Origin of the sequence: Mycobacterium sp. MAA66 (assembly GCF_041261665.1) — a bacterium.
Lineage (GTDB): Bacteria > Actinomycetota > Actinomycetes > Mycobacteriales > Mycobacteriaceae > Mycobacterium.
In genome coordinates, this window is the sequence record NZ_JBGCCC010000012.1 from 52,982 (window position 1) to 79,533 (window position 26,552).

24 protein-coding genes and 1 pseudogene are annotated in these 26,552 nt (G+C 67.5%); 15 read left to right on the forward strand and 10 right to left on the reverse strand.

Translation table 11 applies throughout. From position 1 onward, the window contains the following. Positions 1–17: 17 nt before the first annotated feature. Entirely contained in the window at positions 18–629 is a 612-nt protein-coding gene (locus tag ABIA30_RS24310; RefSeq protein ID WP_370070194.1) for a heme-copper oxidase subunit III, read from the reverse strand. 95 nt (positions 630–724) lie between these two features. Between ABIA30_RS24310 and trpD the strand changes: the two genes are divergently transcribed. Further along, the gene (gene trpD / locus ABIA30_RS24315) at positions 725–1,786 is read left to right on the forward strand and encodes an anthranilate phosphoribosyltransferase (protein WP_370070380.1); all 1,062 of its coding nucleotides are present in this window, start codon (positions 725–727) and stop codon (positions 1,784–1,786) included. Here the strand turns inward: trpD and ABIA30_RS24320 are convergent. After that, positions 1,724–3,568, reverse strand: a pseudogene (locus ABIA30_RS24320) (DEDD exonuclease domain-containing protein); the annotation flags it as partial. The gene trpD and the pseudogene ABIA30_RS24320 overlap by 63 nt on opposite strands. A gap of 115 nt (positions 3,569–3,683) precedes the next feature. Here ABIA30_RS24320 and ABIA30_RS24325 point away from each other — a divergent pair. The 4 genes from ABIA30_RS24325 (at position 3,684) to ABIA30_RS24340 (ending at position 7,227) form a co-directional block, all read left to right on the forward strand. Beyond that, the gene (locus tag ABIA30_RS24325) at positions 3,684–3,911 is read left to right on the forward strand and encodes a hypothetical protein (protein ID WP_370070195.1); all 228 of its coding nucleotides are present in this window, start codon (positions 3,684–3,686) and stop codon (positions 3,909–3,911) included. Between the two features lie 164 nt (positions 3,912–4,075). After that, positions 4,076–5,263, forward strand: coding sequence for a peptidoglycan hydrolase RipC (ripC, locus tag ABIA30_RS24330; protein WP_370070197.1), 1,188 nt, complete (start codon positions 4,076–4,078; stop codon positions 5,261–5,263). Then, positions 5,232–6,080 carry a peptidase gene (locus ABIA30_RS24335; RefSeq protein ID WP_370070199.1) on the forward strand — a complete coding sequence of 283 codons (849 nt, stop codon included), beginning with the start codon at positions 5,232–5,234 and terminating at the stop codon, positions 6,078–6,080. Before ripC ends, ABIA30_RS24335 begins: the two co-directional genes overlap by 32 nt. Positions 6,081–6,090: 10 nt before the next feature. Next, positions 6,091–7,227, forward strand: coding sequence for a glycosyltransferase family 4 protein (locus tag ABIA30_RS24340; RefSeq protein ID WP_370070201.1), 1,137 nt, complete (start codon positions 6,091–6,093; stop codon positions 7,225–7,227). 6 nt (positions 7,228–7,233) lie between these two features. On the opposite strand, the gene ABIA30_RS24345 is transcribed toward ABIA30_RS24340, so the two are convergent. Further along, a complete protein-coding gene (locus tag ABIA30_RS24345; RefSeq protein WP_370070203.1) occupies positions 7,234–9,033 on the reverse strand; it encodes a long-chain fatty acid--CoA ligase in 1,800 nt (599 codons plus the stop codon). An 88-nt stretch (positions 9,034–9,121) separates the two neighbouring features. Between ABIA30_RS24345 and ABIA30_RS24350 the strand changes: the two genes are divergently transcribed. The 5 genes from ABIA30_RS24350 to ABIA30_RS24370 all read left to right on the forward strand — a co-directional run bounded on the left by ABIA30_RS24350 (position 9,122) and on the right by ABIA30_RS24370 (position 12,442). Next, on the forward strand, positions 9,122–9,520 hold the full coding sequence (locus ABIA30_RS24350; RefSeq protein WP_370070205.1) for a polyketide cyclase / dehydrase and lipid transport: 399 nt from the start codon (positions 9,122–9,124) through the stop codon (positions 9,518–9,520). Positions 9,521–9,609: 89 nt separating this feature from the next. After that, entirely contained in the window at positions 9,610–10,047 is a 438-nt protein-coding gene (locus tag ABIA30_RS24355; RefSeq protein ID WP_370070207.1) for an SRPBCC family protein, read from the forward strand. Next, positions 10,040–11,284: an ArsA family ATPase gene (locus ABIA30_RS24360; RefSeq protein WP_370070382.1), complete on the forward strand. Its 1,245-nt coding sequence runs from the start codon at positions 10,040–10,042 to the stop codon at positions 11,282–11,284. The genes ABIA30_RS24355 and ABIA30_RS24360 overlap by 8 nt, the downstream gene beginning before the upstream one ends. After that, positions 11,281–11,646: a hypothetical protein gene (locus ABIA30_RS24365; protein WP_370070209.1), complete on the forward strand. Its 366-nt coding sequence runs from the start codon at positions 11,281–11,283 to the stop codon at positions 11,644–11,646. Before ABIA30_RS24360 ends, ABIA30_RS24365 begins: the two co-directional genes overlap by 4 nt. Positions 11,647–11,734: 88 nt before the next feature. Then, positions 11,735–12,442, forward strand: a complete 708-nt coding sequence (locus ABIA30_RS24370; RefSeq protein ID WP_370070211.1) for a lysophospholipid acyltransferase family protein — start codon at positions 11,735–11,737, stop codon at positions 12,440–12,442. A gap of 65 nt (positions 12,443–12,507) precedes the next feature. Here the strand turns inward: ABIA30_RS24370 and ABIA30_RS24375 are convergent, their stop codons facing one another. Next, a complete protein-coding gene (locus ABIA30_RS24375; RefSeq protein ID WP_370070212.1) occupies positions 12,508–13,782 on the reverse strand; it encodes a glycosyltransferase family 87 protein in 1,275 nt (424 codons plus the stop codon). An 85-nt stretch (positions 13,783–13,867) separates the two neighbouring features. Here ABIA30_RS24375 and ABIA30_RS24380 point away from each other — a divergent pair, with 85 nt between their 5' ends. Together ABIA30_RS24380 and ABIA30_RS24385 are read left to right on the forward strand one after the other, a co-directional pair. Further along, positions 13,868–14,746: a hypothetical protein gene (locus tag ABIA30_RS24380; RefSeq protein ID WP_370070213.1), complete on the forward strand. Its 879-nt coding sequence runs from the start codon at positions 13,868–13,870 to the stop codon at positions 14,744–14,746. Further along, entirely contained in the window at positions 14,747–15,241 is a 495-nt protein-coding gene (locus ABIA30_RS24385; RefSeq protein WP_370070214.1) for a polyadenylate-specific 3'-exoribonuclease AS, read from the forward strand. A 133-nt stretch (positions 15,242–15,374) separates the two neighbouring features. Here the strand turns inward: ABIA30_RS24385 and ABIA30_RS24390 are convergent, their stop codons facing one another. Genes ABIA30_RS24390 through sigC form a run of 4 tightly spaced genes read right to left on the reverse strand, consistent with a single transcriptional unit; the run spans position 15,375 to position 18,702 of the window. After that, on the reverse strand, positions 15,375–16,850 hold the full coding sequence (locus tag ABIA30_RS24390; protein ID WP_370070216.1) for a copper resistance CopC/CopD family protein: 1,476 nt from the start codon (positions 16,848–16,850) through the stop codon (positions 15,375–15,377). Then, positions 16,847–17,506 carry a YcnI family protein gene (locus tag ABIA30_RS24395; RefSeq protein WP_370070218.1) on the reverse strand — a complete coding sequence of 220 codons (660 nt, stop codon included), beginning with the start codon at positions 17,504–17,506 and terminating at the stop codon, positions 16,847–16,849. Before ABIA30_RS24395 ends, ABIA30_RS24390 begins: the two co-directional genes overlap by 4 nt. Before the next feature lie 39 nt (positions 17,507–17,545). Next, positions 17,546–18,109 carry a DUF5134 domain-containing protein gene (locus tag ABIA30_RS24400; protein ID WP_370070220.1) on the reverse strand — a complete coding sequence of 188 codons (564 nt, stop codon included), beginning with the start codon at positions 18,107–18,109 and terminating at the stop codon, positions 17,546–17,548. Between the two features lie 44 nt (positions 18,110–18,153). Beyond that, entirely contained in the window at positions 18,154–18,702 is a 549-nt protein-coding gene (gene sigC / locus ABIA30_RS24405; RefSeq protein WP_370070222.1) for an RNA polymerase sigma factor SigC, read from the reverse strand. A gap of 99 nt (positions 18,703–18,801) precedes the next feature. On the opposite strand from sigC, the gene ABIA30_RS24410 reads away from it, so the two are divergent. Then, positions 18,802–21,018, forward strand: a complete 2,217-nt coding sequence (locus ABIA30_RS24410; protein WP_370070224.1) for a heavy metal translocating P-type ATPase — start codon at positions 18,802–18,804, stop codon at positions 21,016–21,018. Between the two features lie 65 nt (positions 21,019–21,083). Here ABIA30_RS24410 and ABIA30_RS24415 read toward each other — a convergent pair whose 3' ends face one another. Continuing rightward, the gene (locus ABIA30_RS24415) at positions 21,084–23,042 is read right to left on the reverse strand and encodes a cytochrome c oxidase assembly protein (RefSeq protein ID WP_370070226.1); all 1,959 of its coding nucleotides are present in this window, start codon (positions 23,040–23,042) and stop codon (positions 21,084–21,086) included. A 119-nt stretch (positions 23,043–23,161) separates the two neighbouring features. Here ABIA30_RS24415 and ABIA30_RS24420 point away from each other — a divergent pair, with 119 nt between their 5' ends. Beyond that, positions 23,162–24,499, forward strand: a complete 1,338-nt coding sequence (locus ABIA30_RS24420; protein WP_370070228.1) for a PepSY-associated TM helix domain-containing protein — start codon at positions 23,162–23,164, stop codon at positions 24,497–24,499. A 4-nt stretch (positions 24,500–24,503) separates the two neighbouring features. Here ABIA30_RS24420 and ABIA30_RS24425 read toward each other — a convergent pair whose 3' ends face one another. Next, a complete protein-coding gene (locus ABIA30_RS24425) occupies positions 24,504–25,001 on the reverse strand; it encodes a zf-HC2 domain-containing protein (RefSeq protein ID WP_370070230.1) in 498 nt (165 codons plus the stop codon). Between the two features lie 112 nt (positions 25,002–25,113). Here ABIA30_RS24425 and ABIA30_RS24430 point away from each other — a divergent pair, with 112 nt between their 5' ends. Continuing rightward, positions 25,114–26,511 (forward strand): class II 3-deoxy-7-phosphoheptulonate synthase, encoded by a 1,398-nt coding sequence (locus ABIA30_RS24430; protein WP_370070232.1) that lies wholly within the window; start codon positions 25,114–25,116, stop codon positions 26,509–26,511. Positions 26,512–26,552 lie beyond the last annotated feature (41 nt).

Here is a 26,552-nt window from a genome sequence, read left to right on the forward strand (position 1 = left end):
ACGCATCGGTGAGCCGATCAACGGACGAAGTAGATGGTCGCGAACAGCGCAATCCACACGATGTCCACGAAGTGCCAGTAGTAGGACACGACGATGGCAGCGGTGGCCTGGGCCGGGGTGAACTTGCTCATCCGGGTGCGGGCGAGCAGGAAGATGAAGGCGACCAGACCGCCGATGACGTGCAGGCCGTGGAAGCCGGTCGCGAGGTAGAACACCGATCCGTACGCACTGCTCGGGATGGTGGTGCCCTCTTTGATCAGCATCGTGTACTCGTAGGCCTGTCCGCTGACGAAGAACGCGCCCATGACGAACGTGATGACGTACCAGCGGCGCAGGCCGAAGACGTCACCGCGCTCGGCGGCGAACACGCCCATCTGACAGGTGAACGACGATGCGATCAGCACCAGCGTCACCGGCACGGCTTCCCACAGGTTCAGATGTGTGGGATGCGGCGGCCAGTCGCCAGCTGCTTGGGCGCGTGCAGTGAAATACATTGCGAACAGCCCAGCAAAGAACATCAGCTCACTGGAAAGCCACACAATGGTGCCGACACTGACCATATTTGGCCGGTTCAGCGAATGCACACGCGACGTGATCGCGGTTCCCGAGGTGCCTACTGCGCTCGTCACAGCGGTAAGTATGACGCTTTGTAGTTGTTGAACTCCACCCGGGTGGCGAGATTGGCCATAATCGGTGCGTGCCAACCACTTCGTCGGGTCCCGAAATGTCCGCAGAATCCATCCTCTGGCCCCAGATTCTGGGCCGTCTGACCACAGGTCAAAACCTGGCTGTGGGACAGGCGGGATGGGCAATGGACCAGATCATGACGGGTGCGGCGACTCCGGCGCAGATTGCCGGATTCGCCGTCGCGATGAAAATGAAGCGTCCCACCGCCGCCGAGGTCACCGAACTGGCCGACGGCATGTTGCGACACGCCCGAAAGATGCCCGCCGAAGCTCTCGCCGCGATCGGCGACTGCGTGGACATCGTCGGCACCGGAGGCGACGGCTCGAACACGGTGAACCTGTCGACCATGGCGTCGATCGTCGTGGCCGCCTGCGGGGTGCCGGTGATCAAACACGGCAACCGGGCGGCGTCGTCGTTGTCCGGCGGGGCCGACACCCTGGAAGCCCTCGGTGTCCGCATCGATCTGGCACCCAGTGACGTGGCCCGCTGCGTGGCCGAGGTCGGCATCGGCTTTGCCTTCGCCCCTAACTTCCATCCGTCCTACCGGCACGCCTCCGCGGTACGTCGCGAGATCGGGGTACCGACGGTCTTCAATCTCCTTGGGCCGCTGACCAATCCGGCCGCTCCGCGGGCCGGCCTGATCGGGTGCGCCTGGGCGGACCTGTCGGAGGTGATGGCCGGGGTGTTCGCGGCCCGCGGTGCCAGCGTGCTGGTGGTCCACGGGGACGACGGGCTCGACGAGCTGACCACCACGACCACCAGCACCATTTGGCGGGTGCAGGCCGGCACCGTGGAGCGACTGACCCTGGACCCCGCCGCGTTCGGCTTCGCCCGTGCCGATCTGTCCGAACTCACCGGCGGCGACGCCGCAGTCAATGCGGCTTCGGTGCGTGCGGTGCTGGGTGGTCAGAGCGGCCCGGTGCGGGATGCGGTGGTGCTCAACGCGGCCGGGGCACTGGTTGCCCACGCTGGGCTATCCAGTAGCGCCCAATGGGTTCCGGCCTGGGAGGACGGCCTGGCCCGGGCCATCGCGGCGATCGACTCCGGGGCGGCCGAACAGTTGTTGACGCGTTGGGTGCGGTTCACCCAGAAGGTCTGACCGCTCGAGTTGTTCGGCGGCGCTGCGGGCCGAGCGGGCGGTCGCGGCCCATTCGGCGTACCGGCCCGCGGCGGCCACCGGTGTGCAGTATCCGGCTTCGGCCCGCACGATCCGCACTCCCGGGCCGGCCAGCCACCGGATGATCAGCGCGATCTCTTCGGTCAACGCTCCGCCCAGGGGCGCCTGCGAGGGCAGGATCACTTGTGCCGCAGCGCAAATCGCGTCGACGACCGGCATCGGCGGGACGCCGCGGCGGGCGTTGCCGGCGGCGGCCAACTGGCCGTGACGGATCACGATGAGCTGCCAGCCGCCGGCGCCGTCGGGCCGTGCGGCGACCAGTTCGGGCAACGCGGCCAGCGCCCGCAGCCGTTGACCGCGCCACAGTGCCTCGATGGTGGTCGCGGTGTGATCGCGCAGCCGGGCGGCCACCTCGTAGCGGCCGGTGCTGGACAGTTCCTCGATCTGCTGCAGGGCCGCTGTCAAGGGCGAAGCATCAAGGCCTGCAATGTGTTCGGCTGCGCGGTGGGGGATCGTTGCGTAATCGTCGGCGGTGGCGCCGTACGGTGCCGGGCACGGCGAGAGTTCGCGGTGCGGACACTGCGGCCCGTGCTGCGCGGTTGCGCCCAGCCGGCTGGTGCAGGTCCGCACCCCGGTGAACCGGGCCAGCAGTGCGGCGGCTTCGCCGGCCTCGGCGCGGGCCCGGAACGGCCCGACGGCACGGTCGAAATCGTGTCGCCGCACGGCGGTATCTGATTGTGGGGCCCGCACCACGGCGAACCGGGGGAACGCCTCGTCGGTCAGAACCACCCACCACCAGCGGTGCGGGGCCTTCGAGCGCCGGTTGTACGGCGGCGCATGGGCGGCCAGTAGACGTAGCTCCCGCACGCCGGCCTCCAGCTCGTGGGCACACTCGACGTGGTCGACCCGGGTGGCCAGCGACGCCATCTCTTTCATCCGGGCCCGCGGGTCGGCGCCGGTGAAGTACTGCCGGGCCCTGCGTCGCAGATCGACCGCGGTGCCGATATACAGCACCTCGTCGGAGGGGCCGCGGAACAAGTAGACACCGGGTCGGGCCGGCAGTGCGTCGGCCAGGTGGCGGTTGCGGCGTTGGGCGCCGCTGACGTCGGGCAGATAGCCGCGCAACTCGGCAAAAGTGTGCACGCCCTGGTTGCCGATCCGCGACAGCAGGCCGTGCAGCACGTCGACGGTGGCCCGGGCGTCATCGAGGGCCCGGTGCGTGGGAGTGGTTGTGGCACCGAACAGTTGGGCCAGCGCGGACAGGCGCACGCTGGGGGCCTCGTCGCGGGTCAGCACCCGGCGGGCCAGCTTGACCGTGCACAACACCGGCGGCCGTGGCCAGGGCAGTGCGGCATGCTCGGCGGCCGCGCGCAAGAAGCCGATATCGAAACCGGCGTTGTGGGCGACGAGTACCGCTCCGCGGCAGAACTCAAGGAAGGCGGGCAGTACCGACTCGATCCTGGGCGCGTCGCAAACCATGGCGGTGGTGATGCCGGTGAGTTGAACGATCTGTGGCGGGATGGCTCGGCCGGGGTCGACCAGGGTGGCGAGCTCACCGATCACCTGCCCGCCCCGCACCTTGACCGCGCCGATCTCGGTGATGGCATCGGCGCCGCGGCCGTCGGCGTCACCTTTGGCCCGGCTGCCGGTGGTCTCCAGGTCGACCACCACGAAGGTGATGTCCCGCAGCAAGTCCTCGTCGAGATCGAAGGACAGCTGGTCTTCGGGTGCGGTGGCGCTGCGGGGTGCGGGCCACTTGCTCATGGTGGTGACGGTAGGCGCGAAGTCCGACAACTACTCACATTGGTGTCATTCACGGCAGTTCTTGTCGGACCCCGGCGCTAGCGTCCGGCTCAACCGACGGCTGAAGGGAGCTGACGTGGAACTGGACGAGGGTTCGGTGACGATCGACTGCGACGACTGCGCGGTGCGAGGACCGGGGTGCGACGACTGCGTCGTCAGCGTATTGCTGGGGGTTCCGGAAACCCTGCTTGACGACGAACGTCGGGCCTTGGAGGTGCTTGCCGACGCGGGATTGGCCCCACGACTGAGGCTGGTGCCGATTGGCAGGCCCCGGGGGCAGCAAGGTGCGGCAGGGGTGGCGTGATGACACTCACACTGTGATGCTCGTCGGGTCCGACGCGTCGGCACCTGCTAAATTGACTGTTCCTGTTGGCTCCGGTTGGACAACACCGATGCCGTTTCGTAACCTATCTGAGACCTAAGTGTGGTTCGGAACGACTCGTAACAGCAGTTGAAGGACGCGAAATCTTGAGGCTCGACCGCAAGCACTTGAATAAACGTGGCATTCGTCGACCGGTTATCGGTGTAATTGCGGGGCTCACCATACTGGGCAGCAACTTCGCCGGCAATGTGCTGGCCGATCCTGCCGATGATGCGGTAGCAAAGCTCAACGAGTTGTCCCGGCAGGCCGAGCAGACCACCGAGGCCATGCACAAGGCCCAGTTGGACCTGGACAAGAAGCTGTCGGTGGAAAAGTCCGCCGAGGCCAAGCACGACGGTGACATGGCCGCGCTGGATGCCGCCAAAGCTAAGCTGTCCACCTTCCAGACCTCAGTCGACAAGATTGCCGCCTCCGAATACATGGGCGGCCGTACCTCGGACGTGGTCGCGATCCTCACCGCGGACTCACCGCAGCAGTTGATCGATCACCTCGCCGTCCAGCGGGTCATGGCCGGCGAGATCACCGCGCAGATGGTCGACTTCCGTAAGGCCTCTGCCGCCGCGACCACAGCGGAATCGGACTCGGCGAAATCCGCCGACGACGCCAAGACCGCCGCCGAGCAGGCCGCAGCGGTCCGTGCCGATCTGCAGTCCAAACAGAGCAAGCTGCAGGTGCAGATCGCGATGGTCAAGTCGCACTACCTGGCGCTCACACCGAACCAACGCGAAGCACTGGCCGCACTGCCGCCGGCGCCTCCGCCGCAGGCCGTCCCGCCGGCCCCGGAGGGTGTTCCGCCGGCCCCGGAGGGTGCTCCGCCGCCACCCGAGGCCGCCCCGCCGGCGCCCGGCCAGGATCCGGCCATCAACGCCGCGGGTCCCAACCAGCCCGGCGACGCCCTTCCGCTTCCCGAACCCTCGGACGGCGGCACCAATGCGGGCGCCATCGCTGTGCAGGCCGCGCTGACCCGTATCGGTGACCCGTACTCCTGGGGTGCTGCAGGGCCCGGCACGTTCGACTGCTCGGGTCTGGTCATGTGGGCCTTCCAGCAGGCGGGCATCTCGCTGCCGCACTCCAGCTACGCGCAGGCCGCCGGCGGCCAGCCCGTATCGATGGACCAGATGCAGCCCGGCGACGTCATCACCTACTACTCGGACGCCTCACACGTGGGTATCTACATCGGCGACGGCATGATGGTGCATGCCTCGACCTTCGGCGTGCCGGTGCGGGTCGCCCCGGTCAACAATGCGCCGATTTACAACGTCCGCCGGTACTGAGTCTCTGCGCCGGCGTACGGTCCTCGGACTACTGACGGTTGAGGCCGTCGCTGCGTTGGTGTTGCTGAGCCGACGCTCGGCACCAGCGGTGGCCGTGCCGACAGCTGACCGTGGGTCAGCACCGCGTCCGGGCGGTCAGCCCGATCAGGCCCGCGTCCTGACCACCCGCGACGGCCGGAGGGTTCATCTGCTGGCACTCGGGGCAGGCTCGGATCTGCTCGCGCGCATCGCCACCGAGATCGACGCCGCGGTGGCGGTCGTCACCGGATTCTGGGGCGACGATTGGCGCCGCGACATCACCATCATCACCGCCGGAACCGATGAAGAATTCCGGGTACTGGCCGGCGGCGGGCCCGACTTCGCCGCATCTACCACCGTCGAACACATCGTGTTCGCCCCGGGTGCGGCCGCGATGGGGCCGGGCGCGCTGCGGATTGTGTTGCGTCACGAGCTTTTCCACTACGCCTCCCGGCTCGTCACCGCGGCCGATGCGCCCTGGTGGCTGACCGAGGGGGTGGCCGACTACGTGGGCCGCCCGCGTACCCCGGTCCCCGGACCGCAGCAGGCCACGCAGCTGGCGGTACTGCCCACCGACGCCGACTTCCGGGTCACCGGGCCGGCCCTGTCCCTGGCGTATGACCGGGCCTGGTGGTTCACCCGGTTCGTCGCCGCCAGGTTCGGCGAGCCCACCCTGCGCCAGTTGTACCTGGCCGGCTGCGGTGCCGGGCACCCGGACAGCGATACCGCGCTGCAGCGGACGCTCGGAATGGACCGCAATGCCATGCTCGCCGAGTGGCGGCAGTGGTTGACCGGATAGCCTGACCGCAATGTCACGGGTTCTCTTGGTCACCAACGACTTTCCACCGCGCCGCGGCGGCATCCAGTCCTACTTGGAAAATCTGGTCGACGAACTGGTCGCCACCGGTGCCCACGAGCTGACGGTGTACGCGCCGAAGTGGAAGGGCGCGCCGGAGTACGACGCCCGGGCCGCCGAGGCCGGATATCGGGTGGTGCGTCACCCGACCACGCTGATGCTGCCGGAGCCGACGGTCGCGATGCGAATGCGCAGTCTGATCGCCGAACATCGCATCGACACCGTCTGGTTCGGTGCGGCCGCGCCCCTGGCGCTGCTGGCGCCGTTGGCCCGATCGGCCGGAGCGGGCCGGGTGATCGCCAGCACCCATGGTCACGAGGTGGGCTGGTCGATGCTGCCCGTCGCCCGAAATGCCTTGCGTCGTATCGGAAACGGTACCGACACAGTGACCTTCGTCAGCCATTACACCCGCAACCGGTTCGCAGCGGCTTTCGGGCCCGACGCCGCGTTGGAGTATCTGCCGCCCGGGGTGGACGTGGACAGGTTCTGTCCCGACGAAGTTGCTCGGGCCCGGCTGCGGGCCCGGTACGGTCTGGGCCACCGGCCGGTCATCGTGTGCGTTTCGCGGCTGGTGCCGCGCAAGGGTCAGGACATGCTGATCCGGGCGTTGCCGGCCATCCGGGAGCGGATCGATAGGGCCGCCCTGGTGATCGTCGGCGGCGGGCCGTACCTGGACGATCTGAAGAAGCTGGCCGATCGCTTCGGCGTCACCGACCACGTGGTCTTCACCGGCGGGGTGCCGGGCGAAGAGCTGCCGGCCCACCATGCGATGGCCGACGTGTTCGCGATGCCGTGCCGCACCCGGGGTTCCGGGCTCGACGTCGAGGGCTTCGGCATCGTGTTCCTGGAGGCCTCCGCCAGCGGGGTACCGGTGGTGGCCGGCAATTCCGGCGGGGCGCCCGAGACCGTCGTCGACGGTGAGACCGGCGTGGTGGTCGACGGCTGGGATGTGGGAGCCATCGCAGCTGCCATCGGGGATGTGCTCGCCGACCCGGCGCGCGCCGCCGCGATGGGCGCCGCCGGTCGGCGATGGGCGGTGGACAACTGGCAGTGGCGCGCCAAGGCGGCGCGCCTGGCCGAGTTGCTCTAGTCGGCTCTAGTCGGCCGAACTGCCGTACAGCGCCGCGATGTCGGAGGCGAACTTCTCGGCCACCACCTTGCGCTTGACCTTCAGCGTCGGGGTCAGCTCACCGGTGTCCTCGGTGAAGTCGACCGGCAGGATCCGGAACTTGCGGATCGCCTCGGCCTTGGACACCGTCGTGTTGGCGTCGTCGACGGCTTTCTGGATCTCGGCGACGAGTGCGGGGTCCTCGGTCAGGTCGCCGACCGACGCGCCGGCGTCCTTGCCGTTGCGCTGCTTCCAGCCTTCGAACGCTTCGGGATCGATGGTGATCAGGGCCGCGATGAACGGCTCCTGATCGCCGACGCACATGGCCTGGCTGATCAGCGGGTGCGCACGCATGCGGTCTTCCAGGGGTGCCGGGGCGACGTTCTTGCCGCCCGCGGTCACGATGATCTCCTTCTTGCGCCCGACGATCGACAGGTAGCCGTCGTCGTCGATCGCACCGAGGTCACCGCTGTGGAACCAGCCGTCGGTGAAGGCCTCCTCGGTGGCGGTCGGGTTGTTCCAGTAGCCGTTGGTCACCACGCCGCCGGACAGCAACAGCTCGCCGTCATCGGCGATCCGCATGCTGTTGCCCGGCACCAGCTTGCCCACCGAACCGACCTTCAGTTCACCGACCCGGTTGACCGTGATGGCGGCGCTGGTCTCGGTCAGGCCGTATCCCTCGTAGATGGTGACGCCGACGCCGCGGTAGAAGTGGCCGAGGCGGGCCCCCAGTGGCGCGCCGCCGGAGATCGCGCCGACGCAGTTGCCGCCCAGGGCGGCCTTGAGCTTGCCGTACACCAGCTTGTCGAACAGCGTGTGCTTGAGGCTCAGCAAGAGACCGGGGCCGCCGGTGTCCTGAGCCTGGCTCCACTCGATTGCGGTGTCGACCGCGATCTGGAAGATCTTGCCCTTGCCGTCGTTGCGGGCGTTCTGCTCGGCGGTGTTGTAGACCTTCTCGAACACCCGGGGCACCGAGACCACCAGCGTCGGCTTGAACACGCCGAGGATCGGCACCAGGTTCTTGATGTCGCTGGTGAAGCCGAGGGTCACCTGGTTGGTGAACGCCGTCACCGCGATGGCCCGGGCGAGCACGTGCGCAAGCGGCAGGAACACCAGCAGTTTCTGGCCCTTGGCCAGCAGATCGGGGAAGCAGGCTTTGTCGCCGCGCAGCTCGGCGAGCAGATTGGCGTGGGTCAGCTGGCAGCCCTTGGGCCGGCCGGTGGTGCCCGAGGTGTAGATCAGCGTCGCCGGGTCGCTCGACTTGATCGCGGCCAGCCGGGCGTCCAGCTCGGCGCGGTCCAGGCCTGCGCCGGCGGTAGCCAGCTGATCGAGAGCGGAACCCTCGATCACCAACACCTCGCCGAGTGCAGGCAGTTCGGCCCGGACGGACTCGATCTTGGCGGCGTGGTCGTCGGTCTCGGCGAGGACCAGGATTGCACCGGAGTCGGCCAGCACGTGCCGGATCTGATCGGCGGCCGAGGTCTCGTAGATCGGCACGGTCACCGCACCGATGGACAGGATCGCGAAGTCGATGATCGGCCACTCATAGCGGGTCGCCGACAGCAGCGCCACCCGGTCGCCGGCCTTGACGCCCTTGGCGATCAGGCCCAGTGCAGTGGCCCGGACCTGAGCGGCGACCTGTGCGCTGGTCACGTCGGTCCAGGTGCCGTTCACCAGCCGTTGAATGGCGACATGGTTGGGGTCGTCCCGCTCCAGGGAGTACACCGGGCTGACTACGTTGTCGTACTCGCCGATGGTGAAAGCTGCGGGAACGCTGAATTCGCGCACTGTAAGGCCTTTCGGGTCGTCGCTTGGCGTTGCTCAGCGTAGTCGGGTGCTTCCACACACCGCGGGGCCGTATGTGAAGCTGGTAACGATGAACAGCATCCAGATCGCCGACGAGACTTTCGTATGCGCCGACCCGGCCGATATCGGGGCCGCGGTTGCCGACCAGCGCAACTGGCGACGGTGGTGGCCGGACTTGAATCTTCAGGTGGTCGAGGATCGTGGCCCTGCGGGCCAGCGCTGGACGGTCAGCGGGGCCCTGACCGGCACCATGGAGGTCTGGTTGGAAGGCGTCATGGACGGCGTGATCCTGCACTACTTCCTGCATGCCGAGCCGACGGGTGTGTCGGGCGCGCCGTCGGCGGCGCAGGACCTGCCCCAGATGAACCATCGCCGTCGGGTGGCGGGCAAGAACATGGCATTCGAGATCAAGACGCATCTGGAGCGCAACCGGCCGGTCGGGGTGTCTCGGCTGGCTGTCGAGGCCTGAGTACCGAGCGCTCCGAGAGCGCCGGGCGGGTACATTTTTCAGCTGTGAGCGCATGATTTCGTGCGCCGGCGACTCGGGGAAGAGAACACGTGGCGGACAAGACTTCGCAGACGATCTACATCGACGCCGACCCGTCGACGGTGATGGACGTCATCGCCGATATCGGCTCGTACCCGGATTGGATTGCCGAGTACCACGAGACCGAGGTCCTGGAGATCGACAGCGACGGTTACCCCAGCACCGCGCGACTGGTGCTCGATGCGTCGGTGCTCAAGGACACCATGGTGTTTTCCTACGTGTGGCCGGCCGACCGCAAATCGGTGACATGGTCGTTGGTGTCCAGCTCGCTGCTCAAGGCTCTTGACGGTACATATCGCTTGTCGCCCAAGGGCGCTGGCACCGACGTGACCTATGAACTCTCGGTGGACCTGGTGATTCCGATGATCGGGCTGCTCAAACGGAAGGCGGAGCGACGGCTGATCGACAGTGCACTCAAGGACCTCAAGAAACGAGTCGAGGCTGAGTGATCAGGCGGGCCGAGCCAGGATCAGCCTGTTCGTCGGCAAGGGTGGGGTAGGGAAGTCCACGCTGGCAACCGCGACCGCGGTGCGCGACGCGCGCGGCGGTCAGCGAGTGCTGATCGTCTCGACCGACCAGGCCCATTCCACCGGGGACGTCCTCGGCGTCGACATCACCCCGACCGGCCTGCGCGCGCCGACCCTGGTGCCGTTCGATCAGGGCGGCGACGGGTCGTTGGAAGCCCTCGAACTCGACACGCTGGCGCTGCTCGAAGCGCGGTGGCGTGCGGTGGCGCCGGTGGCCGCCGCACGGTTTCCCGATTCTGATGTGGGATACATTGCGCCCGAAGAACTTTCTGCGGTTCCCGGCATCCAGGAGGTGCTGGGCCTGCACGAGGTGGCCGAGCTCGCCGGTAGCGGGGAGTGGGACCACGTCATCGTCGACTGCGCATCCACCGCCGACGCCATGCGGATGCTGACGTTGCCGTCGGCCTTCGGCCTGTACCTGGAGCGCGCCTGGCCGCGGCATCGCCGGCTGTCGGCCGGCTTGTCCGATGCCCCCTCGGCGGCGATGGTCGCAATGATCGAGACGATGGCGACCGCCACCGACAAGCTGGTGGCGCTGCTGACCGATGGGGTCTGCGCACACCTGGTGTTGACCGCCGAACGTGTGGTGGCGGCCGAGGCGGTGCGCACCTTGGCGGCGCTGACGTTGATGGGCGTTCCGGTCGCCGAGCTGATCGTGAATCAGGTTCTGGTGCAGGATGATTCTTTCGAATACACGCACCTGCCCGCGCACCCGGCCTTCGATTGGTACACCGAACGCATCGTCGAACAGCGGTCTGTGCTCGCGGATCTCGACGCGGCGATCGGCGACGTGCGGTTGGCGTTGGTGCCGCACCTGGCTGGTGAGCCGATCGGCCCAAAGGCGTTGGAGGACTTGCTGGCCGCGGCCCGGTTGCGCGGTGGTGTGCCGCCGCCCGCGCCGCCGCGCCCGATCGTGGACCGGGAATCGGGCTCTGGCTTGGATGCGGTGTACCGATTGCGGATAGAGTTGCCCCAAGTTGACGCGGGGTCACTGACTCTCGGTCGGGTCGACGACGACCTGATCATCGGCTCCGGTGGTATGAGGCGCCGGGTACCGTTGGCGTCTGTCCTGCGCCGATGCATCGTCATCGGCGCCGCGTTGCGCGGCAGTGAGTTGACCGTGCGCTTTCGACCGAACCCGGAGGTGTGGCCCGCGTGAGTGGTGTGCACCCCGATCTCGGGCCTGAGTTGCGCCAGCTGGCGCAGACCTTGCTGGAACGCGTCGACCCAGCGATTCGATTCGGCTTGGCGACGCTGCTGACGGGCGAAGGTGCGGGCCGTTGCGAGCAGGTGTGGTGCCCGGTGTGCGCCCTGGTTGCACTGGCCAACGACGAGCAGCACCCGATGTTGACGGTGATCGCCGAGCACAGCACCGCCCTGCTGGACATGGTGCGCGCGTTGCTCGACAACGAGACCGACGCGGCTCCGCCGCCACCCACCGATCCAACCGGTGCCCCGGAGCCGGAGGCGCCCTCCGAGCCCGGCCGATACCAGCCCATCCCGGTCAGCGTGGAGGAATAGCAGGTCCGCTGCGTCATGTGGTCCGGCCGACACCAGGTGGGTAAGGTTGACGCGAGGCACCGTCCGGGAGTCTGCTGCAGGAGGTTCGATGTTCTTCTGGTTTTACAAGTACATCCTGATGGGCCCCTTGCTGCGTCTCCTGGGGCGTCCGAAAATTCAAGGGCTGGAATATGTTCCGGACAGCGGTGCGGTCATCTTGGCCAGTAACCACCTGGCGGTGGCGGACAGCTTCTACCTGCCGCTGGTACTGCGTCGGCGCATCACCTTCCTGGCCAAAGCCGAGTACTTCACCGGCACCGGCATCAAGGGCAAGCTGACCAAATTCTTCTACTCGTCGACCGGACAGGTGCCGATCGACCGCACCGACGCCGACTCGGCTGCCGCCGCGCTGACGACTGCGGCCCGCATCCTGGGTCAGGGCAAGTTGCTCGGCATGTACCCAGAGGGCACCCGGTCCCCGGATGGCCGGCTGTACAAGGGCAAGACGGGCCTGGCGCGTATCGCACTGGAGACCGGCATCCCGGTTATTCCGGTCGCCATGATCGGTACCAATGTGGTCAATCCGCCGGGCAGCAAGATGTGGCACTTCGGGCGGGTCGAGGTCAAATTCGGCAAGCCGATGGACTTCCGTCGCTTCGAGGGCCTGGCTGGTAACCGCTTCATCGAGCGCGCGGTGATCGACGAGGTCATGTACGAGCTGATGCGCTTGTCCGGCCAGGAGTACGTCGACCTCTATGCCGCTGACATCAAAGAGGGCAAGTCGTCGGGCGAGGCTCCGGCGGCCAAAGCCAGCTGATTTCTCGCGTTCGATGGGCCGGTTTCGGTGAGCCGGTGGAGCCGGTCCAATCGGGATGGTTCGGATCAGTGTGTTGCTGGAACCGAAGCGATGCGGTGCGAATGGTCCGAGTCCGACGTCGCACGCCCGCGCAGGCTGCCGGCCACGGCGATCAGCGCGAGTGCCCACCATACGTACGAACTGCCCAGGATCTGGCGCCACAGCGCGGCCGCGGTCTCGTGGTGCTCGGGCAGCAACTTGATCGGCGTCCACACCATGATGACGATGCCGACCGCCGTCACGGCGGCCAGCGCAGCGCTACGCAAGCGGTAGGACAGCACCGCGGTCGTGATGAGGGTCGGTACCGCCCACACCCAGTGGTGTGACCACGACACCGGCGAGACCACCAGTCCGAACATCGCCACACACATCAGGGCCAGCACTGGTTGGCCCAGACTCAGCACCCGCAGCGTCGCCCACACGGTCAAAGCCAAAACCGCCACACACAGCGACGCCCAGAGCAGGAACCGGGGTGTCGTGTCCAGGCCCAGTCGGGCCAGGGTCCCGGAGATGTTCTGGTTGGTCAGCCAGGTCGCCGTGCCGATGCGATCGGTGTGACGCACCGTGGTGGTCCAGTACTCCCAGGAGTCGCTCCACGCCAGCGCGAATCCGACCAGGGTGGCGCCGATCGCGGACAGGACGGTCGTCGCCAGTGCCCGGAAGTCTCGCCGCAGCAGGAAGTACAGCAGGAACACCGCCGGGGTCAGTTTGAGCGCGATGGCAATCCCGAGCAGGACGCCGCGCGGCCATGGGGTCCGGCGAGGCACACAGTCGGCGATCACCAGCGTCATCAGCACGACGTTGACCTGGCCGAAACTGAAATTCGAATGGACCGGCTCCAGGTAGTGCACGGAGAGCGCCACGAGCGCCACCGCTAACCAGAACCGTCGTGCGGCGGCTGAGCCGCCGACGGACGAGTGCTCGAACACCTGGAGGCGGGTCAGCACGATTAGCGTGGAGATCAGCAGCATCGCCAAGGTCAGGACTGTGATGAGGATTCCGGCGCCGGGCAGAGACAGCCAGGCAAAGGGCGCGAAGACGATGGCCGACAGCGGTGGATAGGTGAACGGGAGGTCGATCCCGGCCTCAGTGTGGAACATCATGCCGCTGCGGTAGAGCGGAGAGTCGTTGAGCCAGGCCCGTCCGCCCATCCGATACACGTCGATGTCGATTCGGTACGGAGTGTGCCCCAACAGCTGCCAGCTGACCCAGAGCAGCGCCGCGGCCGCCAGCAACTGAAACAGCCGCCATGCAACGGTTGGCCACAACCCAGTTCCGTCGGGTGACCGTTTGATACGCATCTTGCCGAACAGCCTATCGGGGGGACCGGCGCGTCGGCGCCGCGCGGGGGCGGTGACACCTACTTACCGGCGTAAGTTCTCGACCGTGCAGACGTTGATCCATAGGGACTTCGTAGCCAGTGGGCGACTGCCGTTGCTGTGTTGTCTGGTTGCATTCATCCTGACGTTTTTCGTCACCCGCATCGTGGTGCGCTACATCCGCGCGACCGCTGGGCGAGACGAACCGCTGAAGTGGTGGCAACCGCGCAACATCTCGATGCACGTGGGTGCCGGGGGCACCCACGTGCATCATGTCGTGATCGGTGTGGTCCTGGTCATGGTGTCGGGCGTGACGATGGTGACGCTCGCCGTTGACGGCGGAGTACCGGAGTTCACCGTCGCGGCGATCTTCTTCGGGATCGGCGGGGCCCTGGTGCTCGACGAGTTTGCCCTGATCCTGCACCTGTCCGATGTGTACTGGGCCGAGGACGGCAGAACGTCGGTCGACGCGGTGTTCGCTGCGGTGGCTTTTGCCGGGCTGCTGGTGCTCGGATTCAATCCACTGTCGTTCTTCGACATCGGAATCTGGCGTGCGGACCATCATCTGGTGGCGCGGGTGTGGGTTCTGGCGTGGGCGGCTCTCACCCTGTCGTTGGCGATCGTCGTGCTGCTCAAAGGCAAAGTGTGGACCGGGCTGGTCGGCATGTTCATCACCCCGCTGCTGTTCGTCGGAGCGATCCGGTTGTCCAGGCCGCACGCTCCGTGGGCACGGTGGCGGTACCTCACCCGACCCCGCAGGATGCGCAAGGCCTTGGCGCGGGAGCGATTTCTGCGCCGGCCAGTGGTGCAGGCCAAGCTCTGGTTGCAGGATGCGATCGCGGGTGTGCCAAAGTTTCCCGACGACGCCGCTGTCGACAGGGAGTTGGACCGTGAGATCCACGCCGCGCCGGCGCCGACTGACCGGATTGGAACCGAGGCTGCCTGAATGCGGTATTTCTACGACACCGAGTTCATCGACGACGGTCGCACCATCGAGTTGATCTCGATCGGTGTGGCTGCTGAAGACGGTCGCGAATACTACGCGGTATCAACCGAATTCAATCCTGAGTTGGCGGGGCCGTGGGTCCGGAAGAACGTACTGCCCAAGCTCCCGTCGCCGGCGTCGCAGTCATGGCGGTCGCGTCGTCAGATCCGGTCCGAGTTGGAGGACTTCTTCGGCATCGACGGTGACGAGCCGATCGAGTTGTGGGCCTGGGTCGGCGCTTATGACCATGTGGTGCTCTGTCAGTTGTGGGGACCAATGACCGAACTGCCACCGGCGATGCCACGATTCACCCGGGAACTACGGCAGTTCTGGGAGGACTGCGGTAGTCCTCGCATGCCGGTACGGCCGCGTGACTCGCACGACGCGCTGGTCGACGCCAAGCACAACCTGGACCGCTACCGGTTGATTACCGAGATGATGCGCGCGCCCCGATAGGCGATGCCGACCCCGTCGGCCTGCATTGCAGCGGTTGGCCTGCGCCGCAGCGGAACACTCGTTCGAACCACCGACAAGAAACCGCGCGATGTGACAGCTGTGACTGCGGTGACCAAAGTTGTCGCGCGGCCGATCACCACGCCTGAAACGGCACGTTGGTGACAACGGCATCGCTGGGGCTGAATTGCACCGACAGTCGCAGTGTCCACAGGCCGGATCGGGGCGCGGTCGCGTAGGTGCTGTGCCACTGTCCATCGGGTCCCGCGGTGAAGTGCACCGGAAGCGCGGCGATCTCGGCGCTGGACAGCATGCCCTGGACGGCGGTGGCCCCGGTGACTGTGACGTCGATGGGGATGGCGCCGTGCCGGGTGGTGGCGAAGTGGACGCGTGCCTGTCGTCCCGAGTCCAGTGAAGCCGTCGCGGTCAACGCGGGGCCGAAGCTGGTCCGCGCGGGAGGTTCCCCGGTGAGCACCGTGGTTGCCAACAGGACCAGCACGCCGACGGCGGCCTCGATCGGCACCGTCCGCCGCAGCCGCTCGGGCGCCAGCCGTCGACGGCCCAGGTAGGCCAGCCCCAGCATGAGCGCCACGAGAAACAGCTTGGCGCACAACGCCAGTCCATAGCTGGTGTGCCACAACGACTCGACTGGCGACACTTGGCGCCACGCTTGATACTCGCCGGTGAGCACCACGGCTGCAACACATCCGAATGCCAGGCGGGACCAGCGATCAAGTCCGGCAGAACGTTTCGCCGGCAACACGATCAATGTCAGCGCGCACAAGCCACCCAGCCAGACCGTCATGGCCAACAGATGCCCGGTGGTCGAGGCGACGGCCGGCCAGGACCCGGTGGCATGGCCCGAGGCGGCGATGTTGACCGCCAGCCCCGTAGCGACGATGCCCAATATCGGTTTGCCCCAACGGCTCCCGCGCAGTACCGCCCATGCCGCCCCGCCCAGCAGCACGACCAGGCCGGCCTGGGTGTACAGCGTGGCGTCCGGGCCCGTGGTGGTGCAGTCGAGCGCGGTTGCGGTGGCCAGCAGGACCCAGCCGGTGGCGACCATCACCCGGGTGCGGCGCAAGGCCAGTGCCCAATTCCACAGCAGCTCGCAGGTCGCGAGCAGGCCGACGCACAGCACCAGGCCGGCGTACCGGGCGCCGCGCGCGGTTCCGGACCCGACAGCGACCGAATGGTCGGGTGCGGCGGTCGGCGGCGGCGCGTTCGGGCTTTGTCCCACACCGAAACTCACCGAACCCGACACCTCGTGGCCGTCGGCGGAGATCAACCGCCACATCGCGGCGTAGCTGCCGCGACCCAGGTCCGGGGGCAGAGTCAACTCGATCACCGTGCCGCCGGACAGTAGCCGGGCGCCCCGGTCGACCTTGGGTCCCGCCGATGAAATCACCTGTACTGCACCGGGAATCATTCGAACCGGTTCATCGAAGGTGAGGCTGACCCGGGCCGGCGCCGTGGTCAGCGTCGAACCGTCAACCGGGTCGCTGGCGACCAGTACAGCATGCGCGCGAGCTGGTGCTGCATTGAAGAAGGGCAGCGCAAAGACGAGCAGACAGATGAGTCGAAGCCCGAACAGTGCTGCGCGTGAGGTCAATTCTTTCGTCGTAACAGAGCCAGGTTAGCGACGCCCAACAGCAGCGCGACAACCGACACGGCCAGCGCCGCAATGCCCGGCCAGGCGGGTGTCGCGGCGGCAGGCGCGGCGGTGGGTGCGGTCTCGCCGGCGGCCTTCAACGTCATCGTCGGCGCGGGATGCTCTGGCTCGGCCTGGCCGGCGGCGGCCTTCTCGTTCCAATTCACCACCTTCCCGTCGCTGTAGGTCTGCAGCGCGGGCAACGACAGCGACGGGACTTTCGGCAGTGGGCCGGCCGAGATGCTGAATGTGTCGAATTGGCCCGGGGGAATTGCGGCCCCCGGGCCGGTGGCCTTCCATTCGACGGCCGAGACGTACTCGGATACCTCGTTGCCGTCGTCGTCTTTCTGCGGGACGGCCAGTCGCTTCTTGGTGACGGTCGCGGTCCAGCCCGGCTTCTGTTGGGTGCTCACCGAGACGATCGGCTGATCATCGGGCAGGGTTACCAGCAGATCGGTGGTCGAGGCGGTGTCCGACTCGGTCGGGACGCGGAAGGTCAACACACCCCAGCCGCCCTGGGTGCCCTCGCCGCTGACCTTGACGTGGGCTGCCGCCGGAGCGGCCAGTGCGATGGCCGCGGCGGTGGCGAGCGCCGCGGCGGAACGGATCTTGGGCATGTGGGTCCTTTCGTCGGGAACAGGTGGTAAATGGGCTGGTCAGGCTGCCATGGCGGCGAAGGAGACACTCATGCCCAGTGCCATGAGTACGTCGCCATAGGGGCGGGCTGGTCCACGGGCCAACAGGTAGAACCACCACAGGGTGGCGGCGCCGAAACCTGCCGCGAGGGCCACGCACACCGCGGTGAGCCAGCCGGGGTTCGTCAGGTGTGCTGCCGTACCGGACGCGGCGTGCGTCGCGTGAGAGTGGTGACCGACGGCCTGCGCTCCGGCTGCGGGAATCGCGGTATTCGGCGCCATCAGCAGGCCCATCGCGGCCATCGCGGCCATCATCGTGACGTGGTAGACGGGGTGCGGAAGTCCGGAGTCATATAGCGACAGCCACGCGAAATACAGTGCGCAGGCGGTGAATACCAGCGCGTAGAGAACCGGAGAGATCTGCATACCGACGGGCCAGGCCATCGCGATCATCGCCACCGAGGCCAATGCGTGCAGGGTCCAGACGCTGCGCCGGCCGGTGCGGTATCCGGTGCCGACGAAGAGCACGGCCGCGGCGGCGAACACCACGGTCAACGCCCAGCGCAACACGGATTGATAGATCACACCAAATTAGTCGCGGCGCGCGGCCGTTTGGTTCCCGAGACTTTTTAGCCGGTGCTCTGCCCGTGGCCACCCGCGCGCAGCAGGTCATCCCGCGCCCGTGCCACCCGCGACCGGATGGTGCCGACCGGACAGCCGCAGACCTCTGCGGCCTCGGTGTAGGAAAGTCCCAGTACCTGGGTCAACAGCAGGGCGTCACGCCGGTCGGTATCCAGGCCGTCGAGCAGCATCCGGATCTCGACGATGTCCTCGAACCGCCCTGTCGGCTGCTGCATCTCGACGATCGGCTCCGTGAATGCGACGGTGCGCGGGCGGGCCTGCTTACGTCGGATCTGGTCCACGACCACGCGTCGCGCGATCGACAACAACCAGGTCCGCGCCGTCGAACGCCCGGTGAAGCGGTGCAACGATCCCAGCGCCCGTAGATAGGTTTCCTGGGTCAGATCATCTGCGCTCATCGGGTCGGCCAGGTAGGCCACGGTGCGCCACACATCGCGCTGGGTACCCTTGATGAACTGGTCTAATGCGGCGCGATCACCCCGTCCGGCGGCCAAGGCCTGCTGGGTGAGCAGATCATCGTCGCCGCGGAAAGTCACGGGCCGACCTTATCGGATGGCCGAGCCCGGGAACCGATGGCCGGTGCGGAACGACCAATGTACGAGGTAGCAGCTGTAGATGTGCGGCAAAGGAGAAGCATGACGGCCCCGGTTGTTGAACCAACGGCGCGACGGGTTCAGCTGGACGTGACCGGCATGTCCTGTGGCGCGTGCGCGGTCCGCGTGCAGAAGACGCTCAACAAGCTGCCCGGTGTGCAGGCGTCGGTGAATTACGCGACCCGGGTGGCGACCATCGACGCTCCCGTGGACATCGATGACGCCGAGCTGTGCCAGGTCATCGACAAGGCCGGTTACCAGGCCGCGCCCCGGTCGGGTACGCCCCCGCAGGATCAGCCCGACGAAGACCTCAAAACTGCCCGTGACCTGCTGCGCAGGCTGGCCGTCGCGGCGGTGTTGTTCGTCCCGCTGGCCGATCTGTCGGTGATGTTCGCCGTGGTGCCGAGCACCCGCTTCGCGGGCTGGCAATGGGTGCTGACCGCTCTTGCCGCGCCGGTGGTCACCTGGGCCGCCTGGCCGTTCCACAAGGTGGCGGTGCGCAATGCCCGGCACGGCGCAGCCTCGATGGAGACGCTGATTTCGGTCGGCGTCACGGCTGCGACGGTGTGGTCGCTCTATACCGTCTTCGTCGGCCATCAGATGCGTGAGGTGCACGGGGTCTGGCAGGCCCTGAGCAGCAGTGACTCGATTTATCTGGAAGTCGCCGCCGGGGTGACGGTCTTCGTGCTGGCCGGCCGCTACTTCGAGGCGCGGGCCAAATCCAAGGCCGGCAGCGCGCTGCGGGCACTGGCGGCGCTGAGCGCCAAGAACGTCGCGGTCTTGCTCCCGGATGGGGACGAGATGGTGATCCCGGCCGAGGAACTGTCCGAGGGCCAGAAGTTTGTGGTGCGGCCGGGCCAGACCATCGCCGCCGACGGTTTGGTGGTGCAGGGCGGCGCGGCGGTCGACATGAGTGCGATGACGGGTGAGGCCAAGCCGGTCCGGGCCGACGAGGGCAGCAGCGTGGTCGGCGGCACCGTGGTGCTGGATGGACGATTGATCGTCGAGGCCGCCGCGGTGGGCGCCGACACCCAGTTCGCCGGCATGGTGCGGCTGGTCGAAGAGGCGCAGGCGCAGAAGGCGCAGGCGCAGCGGCTGGCGGACCGGATCTCGTCGGTGTTCGTACCGTGCGTCTTCGGCATCGCGGCGCTGACCGCGCTGGGTTGGGCGCTGTCGGGGGCGGGGGCGGACAAGGCGTTCGCGGCGGCGCTGGCGGTGCTGGTGATCGCCTGCCCGTGTGCCCTGGGCCTGGCCACCCCGACCGCGATGATGGTGGCCTCAGGACGGGGTGCCCAGTTGGGCATCTTCCTGAAGGGCTATCGCTCGCTGGAGGCCATCCGCGCGGTGGACACCGTGGTGTTCGACAAGACCGGCACCTTGACCACCGGGCGGTTGGCGGTCACTGAGATCACCGCGGCGCCCGGCTGGGATGCCGATGAAGTGCTTGCCCTGGCCGCTGCTGTGGAGTCCGCTGCCGAACATGCTGTCGCGGTGGCGATTACGGCGGCGGCGCCAGAATATCAAGCGGTCGCCGACTTCCAGGCCACTGCCGGCTGCGGTGTGGTCGGGATGGTGGGGGAGCGCCGGGTGCAGATCGGTAAGCCTTCTTGGGTCACCAAAGATGCGCCTGTGGAGTTGGTCTCGGCCCGACGTGCGGCCGAATCTCGCGGCGAGACCGTGGTGTATGTCGCGGTCGACGGTCGGCCGTGTGGCGCGGTCGCGGTGTCCGACGCGGTGCGGGAATCGGCGGCGGGGGCGATCGCGGCCCTGCATGAGCGTGGGCTGAAAACCGTTCTGCTGACCGGTGACAACGCTGCCGCGGCGGCTGCGGTGGCGGCTGCGGTCGGCATCGACGACGTGATCGCTGATGTACTGCCCGACGGCAAGGTGGACGTGATCCAGCAGCTGCGTGACGGTGGCCGGATGGTCGCGATGGTCGGCGATGGAATCAACGACGGGCCCGCATTGGCCTGTGCCGATTTGGGATTGGCGATCGGCCGCGGTACCGACGTGGCCATCGGCGCCGCGGACATCATCCTGGTCCGGGACAGCCTCGATTCGGTTCCGCAGGCACTGGATCTGGCCAGGGCCACCATGCGCACCATCAGGATGAATCTGGTGTGGGCATTCGGCTACAACATTGCGGCCATTCCGATCGCGGCGGCCGGGTTGCTCAATCCGCTGATTTCGGGTGCCGCGATGGCATTTTCGTCGTTCTTTGTGGTGTCGAACAGCCTGCGGCTGCGGAACTTCGGCTGAGCCGAAAATTGGGTAGCGTGGCTGAGCCGAAAATTGGGTAGCGCGGCTGAGTTCAGGCTGCGAACCTACTGCTGGCCCCGGCCCTTGGCCAGTTCGCGCAGCATGGCGTTGTAGGCGTCCAGATCTTCGTCACCGGCGCCGTAAGTGGCATCGGCATGCCGGTCCGATCTCGTCGAGTCCCGCCGATCCTGCCGGGCCCACTGCGCGACCAGGGCGATGACCACCACGATCACCGGCAATTCGCTTGAGCCCCAGGCGATCGCGCCACCCAGATGTTGGTCGCCGTTGATGCTCGGCAGCCAGGGCAACCCGACGAGCCGGTAGAACGAACCCCCGATGGTCGAGGTCATGGTCATGGTCGCGATGCCGAAGAACGCGTGAAAAGGCATCACCGCGAACAACAATCCGAGGCGGCCCAGAAACGGCAGTCGCTTCGGGCCCGGGTCGATGCCGATGATGCCCCAGTAGAACAGGTAGCCCACCAACAGAAAGTGCACGCTCATCAGCTCGTGGCCCCAGTGGTAACGCACCAGGGTGTTGAAGATCGGGGTGAAGTAGACGACGTACAGCGATGCCACGAACAGTACGAAGGCCACCACCGGATGCGAGATGAACGCCGTGACCTTCGAATGCACCAGCCACAGCAGCCATTCCCGTGGTCCGGGCGGTGCGTCGGGACCTGCTGATGGGAGCGTCCGCAGCGCAAGTGTCACCGGACCGCCGAGAACCAGCAGCACGGGGACGAACATGTTCAGCGTCATGTGCTCGGCCATGTGCACGCTGAACATCGCGGATCCGTAGGCCCTCACCCCGGAGCTGCTGGTGAAAAACAGCGCCGTACAACCGATCAGCCAAGCAGCCAACCGGCCTACCGGCCAACTGTCGCCACGGCGCCTCAGCCGCAGGACCGCATACAGGTAGCCGCCGGCCAGCACCAGAGCGCCGACGCCGATGAAGGTGTCGAACCGCCAAACCGTCAGTATCCGAACCACACTGGGCGGCTGGGGCAGCTCGTAGCCGAGGAAGATGTCCCAGGTGGTGAACTGGTGTGCCAGCAGCCGAGGGGCGGTCTGCACTGCCATCGCGGATATCGCGGCCACCGCAGTGATTGCCGGCAGTGCAGTGGAAACCCTCGCGGCTGCGGAGTGCCGCAATGTCGCGACGTCGTTCAGCCAAGACGCCGCCAAGGCGATGATCGCGATCATCGCCCACCGGCCGTAACCGGTGCCGGTCAGCCCGTCCTGACCCACGAACTCCGCCAGCAGCAGTGCGCCATAGATCAAGGCTCCAGCTCCGCACCCGGTCTGGATGAGCAGCACCCGGCGGAATAGATCGGCAGCCGGCGGGCTGATGGCAGCGGCGACCTTGGTGCCGGTCAGCACCGCCAGCATCACCGCGAAGACGATCGCCGCGCTGGTGGCGTAGTCGTGGTCGGGTCCCTCGCTGGCGCCGCCGGTGACCGGTAGCGCCAGGACCCCGATGAGGCTGGGCAGCAACAGCACGAACATGCTGACCCACCGGAGCGCGAATCGCAGCGACGCGGCGACCACTGCCGCGCACAGGGTCGTCGCGACCCAGCCGCGGGACATCTCCGAGGCGCCGATGGCGTCACCGAGGGCACCGCTGGACAGCAATCGCAGCGCAGGCACGCCTGAGTCGCTCGCCGCCTGCACCACCACCATGATGGCGGATGTCACCAACCAGGCCACCGAAACACGTTCCAGGACACCGTGAATACGAAATGCCGGCGCGTCGATCAGGCCGCGGTCATCGGGACGTGCAGTGGTGACGATGTAGACCAGACCACCGAGGCAGACGGCGCCGGTCAGGGTGGCGGTGAAGTAGCCGAGCGGTTCGAGGTACGCGGTCAGCGCGCCGGGGTAGCTGTCGCCGGTCGCCACGAAGCGGCGGTCGCCGGAGATGACCGCGTAGCAGAGGAGCGCGCCCGCCGCGATCAGGTAGCCGATCACCGGCAGCGCGGACGACCCGGCCTTCTTCGATGAGGACCAGGGGGTCGAGCCCATGAGTTACCGGCCTTCCGCCCGAACAGCAATTTTCGGCCAGTTTACGACGGGCCGTCGTAGTGACGCGAAAACGCAGTCCGACCGGGAACTTTGCCGGTCCGCACACCGACTAGAGCACCGTGAGTCAGACCCCGCTGCACGACCCCGTCCTGCCCAGCGTCCGAGAGGCGTCGACCTGGCAGCGCCTGCGGCCGCTGATGCTGCGGCTGCATTTCTATGCGGGGCTGTTCGTCGCGCCGTTCATCCTGCTCGCTGCCGGTACCGGCCTGCTCTATGCGGTGATACCGCAGATCGACAGCGCCGTGTACCGCCATGAGCTGACCGCCGATGCCGTCGGTGAGCGGCAGCTGCCATTGGCAGAACAGCTGGTCGCGGCCCGCGCGGCCCACCCCGAAGGCACCCTGGTCAGCATTCGCCCTCCGGCCGGGCCCACCGAGACCACACAGATCACCTTGGCCGTCGACGATGTGCCGCCGGACTACGCCCGGACCGTGTTCGTCGACCCCTACACCGGGGCGGTGCGGGGCGCACTGACCACCTACGGCCAGTGGCTGCCGGTGCGGGCGTGGTTCGACGAGCTGCACCGCGACCTGCACCTGGGCGCGCTGGGCCGCAACTACAGCGAGCTGGCGGCCAGTTGGCTGTGGGTGATCGCCGGCGCCGGGTTGCTGCTGTGGCTGGGCCGGCGCCGAGGCAAGCAGCTGGTCATCCCGGACCGCCGGGCCACCGGACGACGCCGATTGCTGTCGTGGCACGGCGCGCTCGGGGTGTGGACGTTGGCCGCGGTGGCGCTGTTGGCCGTGTCCGGTCTGACCTGGTCGCGCTATGCCGGGGCCAATGTCGCCGAACTGCGGTTGCAGTTGAACTGGACGACGCCTGCCGTCGACACCGCACTGCCCGCGGGTACAGCACCCCGGCCTGCGGACCCGAGCGGAGCAGATGTTGCCCTGCAGGCCGCCCATGACGCCCACCTGAGCAACCCGATCTGGATGTATCCGCCGGCTGAACCGGGCCATGGCTGGCGGGTCGCGGAAAACAAACGGGATTGGCCGACGCGGTACGACGCGATCGTGGTCGACCCGGATACCGGCGCGGTGACGTCCCGGTTGAACTTCGCCGACTGGCCCGTGATGGCCAAGCTGGCCGATTGGATCGTCGGCGCCCACATGGGCGTCTTGTTCGGAGTGGTCAACCAGATCGCGCTGGTCTTGGTGGCCGTCGCCATGATCGTGGCGATGCTGCTGGGCTATCGGATGTGGTGGCGGCGCCGGCCCGCCGGGGCATTTCGGCTGCCCGCCGGTCCTCGGGCATCAGCCATGGGTGCATTGCGGCCGCTCGACGCCGCTGTGGTGATCGCCGCAGCCGTCGGATTCGGCTATTTCGCGCCGCTTTTCGGGTTGTCGTTGGTGGCGTTCGTCGCGGCCGAGCTGACCCTGCGGTGGTGGCGGACCCGATGACGAGTCAGGCGGCGCCGTCGGTCGGCCACAGGTGGCCACGGCGTCGACCCCGGGACGCGTTGTCCGGCAACGTGATGTCATCGACCTCGACCGGGTCAGCTGATCGGGTGCCGCCCGCCGAGCGGATCCGCCACAGCACCCCGGCCGTCACGGCCACCAGCACTGCAGCCGCCACGGGCCACCCGAACGGCCGGTCCACCGCCAGGCCGAGGCCCAGCGCCAGCACCGATGCCGCCGCCAAGGTCAGACCGATGCGTGCCACGCGTGCCCAGGGCCGGCGTCGCTGAATCGGAGCGTGCACCGTGTCGGAAACCGCCGTCATGCGGGTGCGGTCGGTGGTGGCCAGGCCGCGCAGCAGCTGCATCTGGGACTCCATCTGAGCCTGCCAGCGCCGGCAATCCGGGCAGGACGCCAGGTGCTCGTCGACCCGGCCGGTGGGCACGGGTTCGCGCTCACCGTCCATCCGCGCCGACAGCGCTTCCCGGGCAATCTCGCACTCCACATCATCAATAGTCGCGCACCGGGGTGGTATTTCTCCCGGCAGTGTCCAAGTCCATCCCGCCCGGCGGGTTGGCGCGGTCAAACGCGCTGGTCGGCGTGGTTACCATGGACTGGTGAACTGGACCGTCGACGTACCCATCGACCAGCTGCCCGAGTTGCCGCCTCTGCCCGAGAACCTGCGCGCGCGCCTCGCTGACGCGCTGTCCCGGCCGGCCTTGCAGCAGCCCAGTTGGCCGGCCGATCAGGCCGCAGCGATGCGCAAGGTGCTCGAGAGCGTCCCGCCGATCACCGTGCCGTCGGAGATCGAGCGACTCAAGGCCCAGCTGGCCGAGGTGGCGCAGGGCCGGGCGTTCCTGCTGCAGGGCGGCGACTGCGCCGAGACCTTCGCCGACAACACCGAGCCGCACATCCGCGCAAACATCCGCACGCTGCTGCAGATGGCGGTCGTGCTGACCTACGGCGCGAGCATGCCCGTGGTGAAGGTGGCCCGGATCGCCGGGCAGTACGCCAAGCCGCGGTCCTCAGACACCGACTCGCTCGGCCTGACGTCCTACCGCGGTGACATGGTCAACGGGTTCGATCCCGATCCCGCGGTCCGGGTGCACGATGCATCCAGGCTGGTGCGGGCCTACGCCAACGCCAGCGCGGCGATGAACCTGGTACGGGCTCTGACGTCGTCGGGTTTGGCCTCGCTACATCAGGTGCACGAATGGAACCGCGAGTTCGTCCGTACCTCGCCCGCCGGTGCCCGGTACGAGGCGCTGGCGGCCGAGATCGACCGCGGCCTGAGCTTCATGACCGCCTGCGGGGTCAACGACCGCAACCTGCAGACCGCCGAGATCTACGCCAGCCATGAGGCTCTGGTGCTGGACTACGAGCGCGCCATGCTGCGGCTGTCCACCGAGTTCCCGCTCGACGCCCCCGAGTCTCGCTTGTACGACCTGTCTGCGCACTACGTGTGGATCGGGGAGCGCACCCGCCAGCTCGACCATGCGCACATCGCGTTCATGGAGACCATCGCCAATCCGATCGGCGTGAAGATCGGCCCCACCACCACGCCCGAGCAGGCCGTGGAGTACGTCGAGCGGCTGGATCCGAACAACCAGCCGGGCCGGCTCACCCTGGTCGGCCGGATGGGCAACGGCAAGGTGCGCGACGTGCTGCCCGGGATCATCCAGAAGGTCGAGGCGTCGGGTCACCAGGTCATCTGGCAGTGCGACCCGATGCACGGCAACACCCACGAATCCTCGACCGGTTACAAGACCCGGCACTTCGACCGGATCGTCGACGAGGTCCAGGGCTTCTTCGAGGTACACCGCGCGCTGGGCACCCACCCAGGTGGCATCCATGTCGAGATCACCGGCGAGAACGTCACCGAATGCCTTGGTGGCGCGCAGGATATCTCCGACGACGACCTGGCCGGCCGGTACGAGACGGCGTGCGACCCGCGCCTGAACACCCAGCAGAGCCTGGAGTTGGCGTTCCTGGTCGCGGAGATGCTCAGGGACTGAATTCTCCGCTCGGCGGAGGGCGACTGAATTCTCCGCTCAGC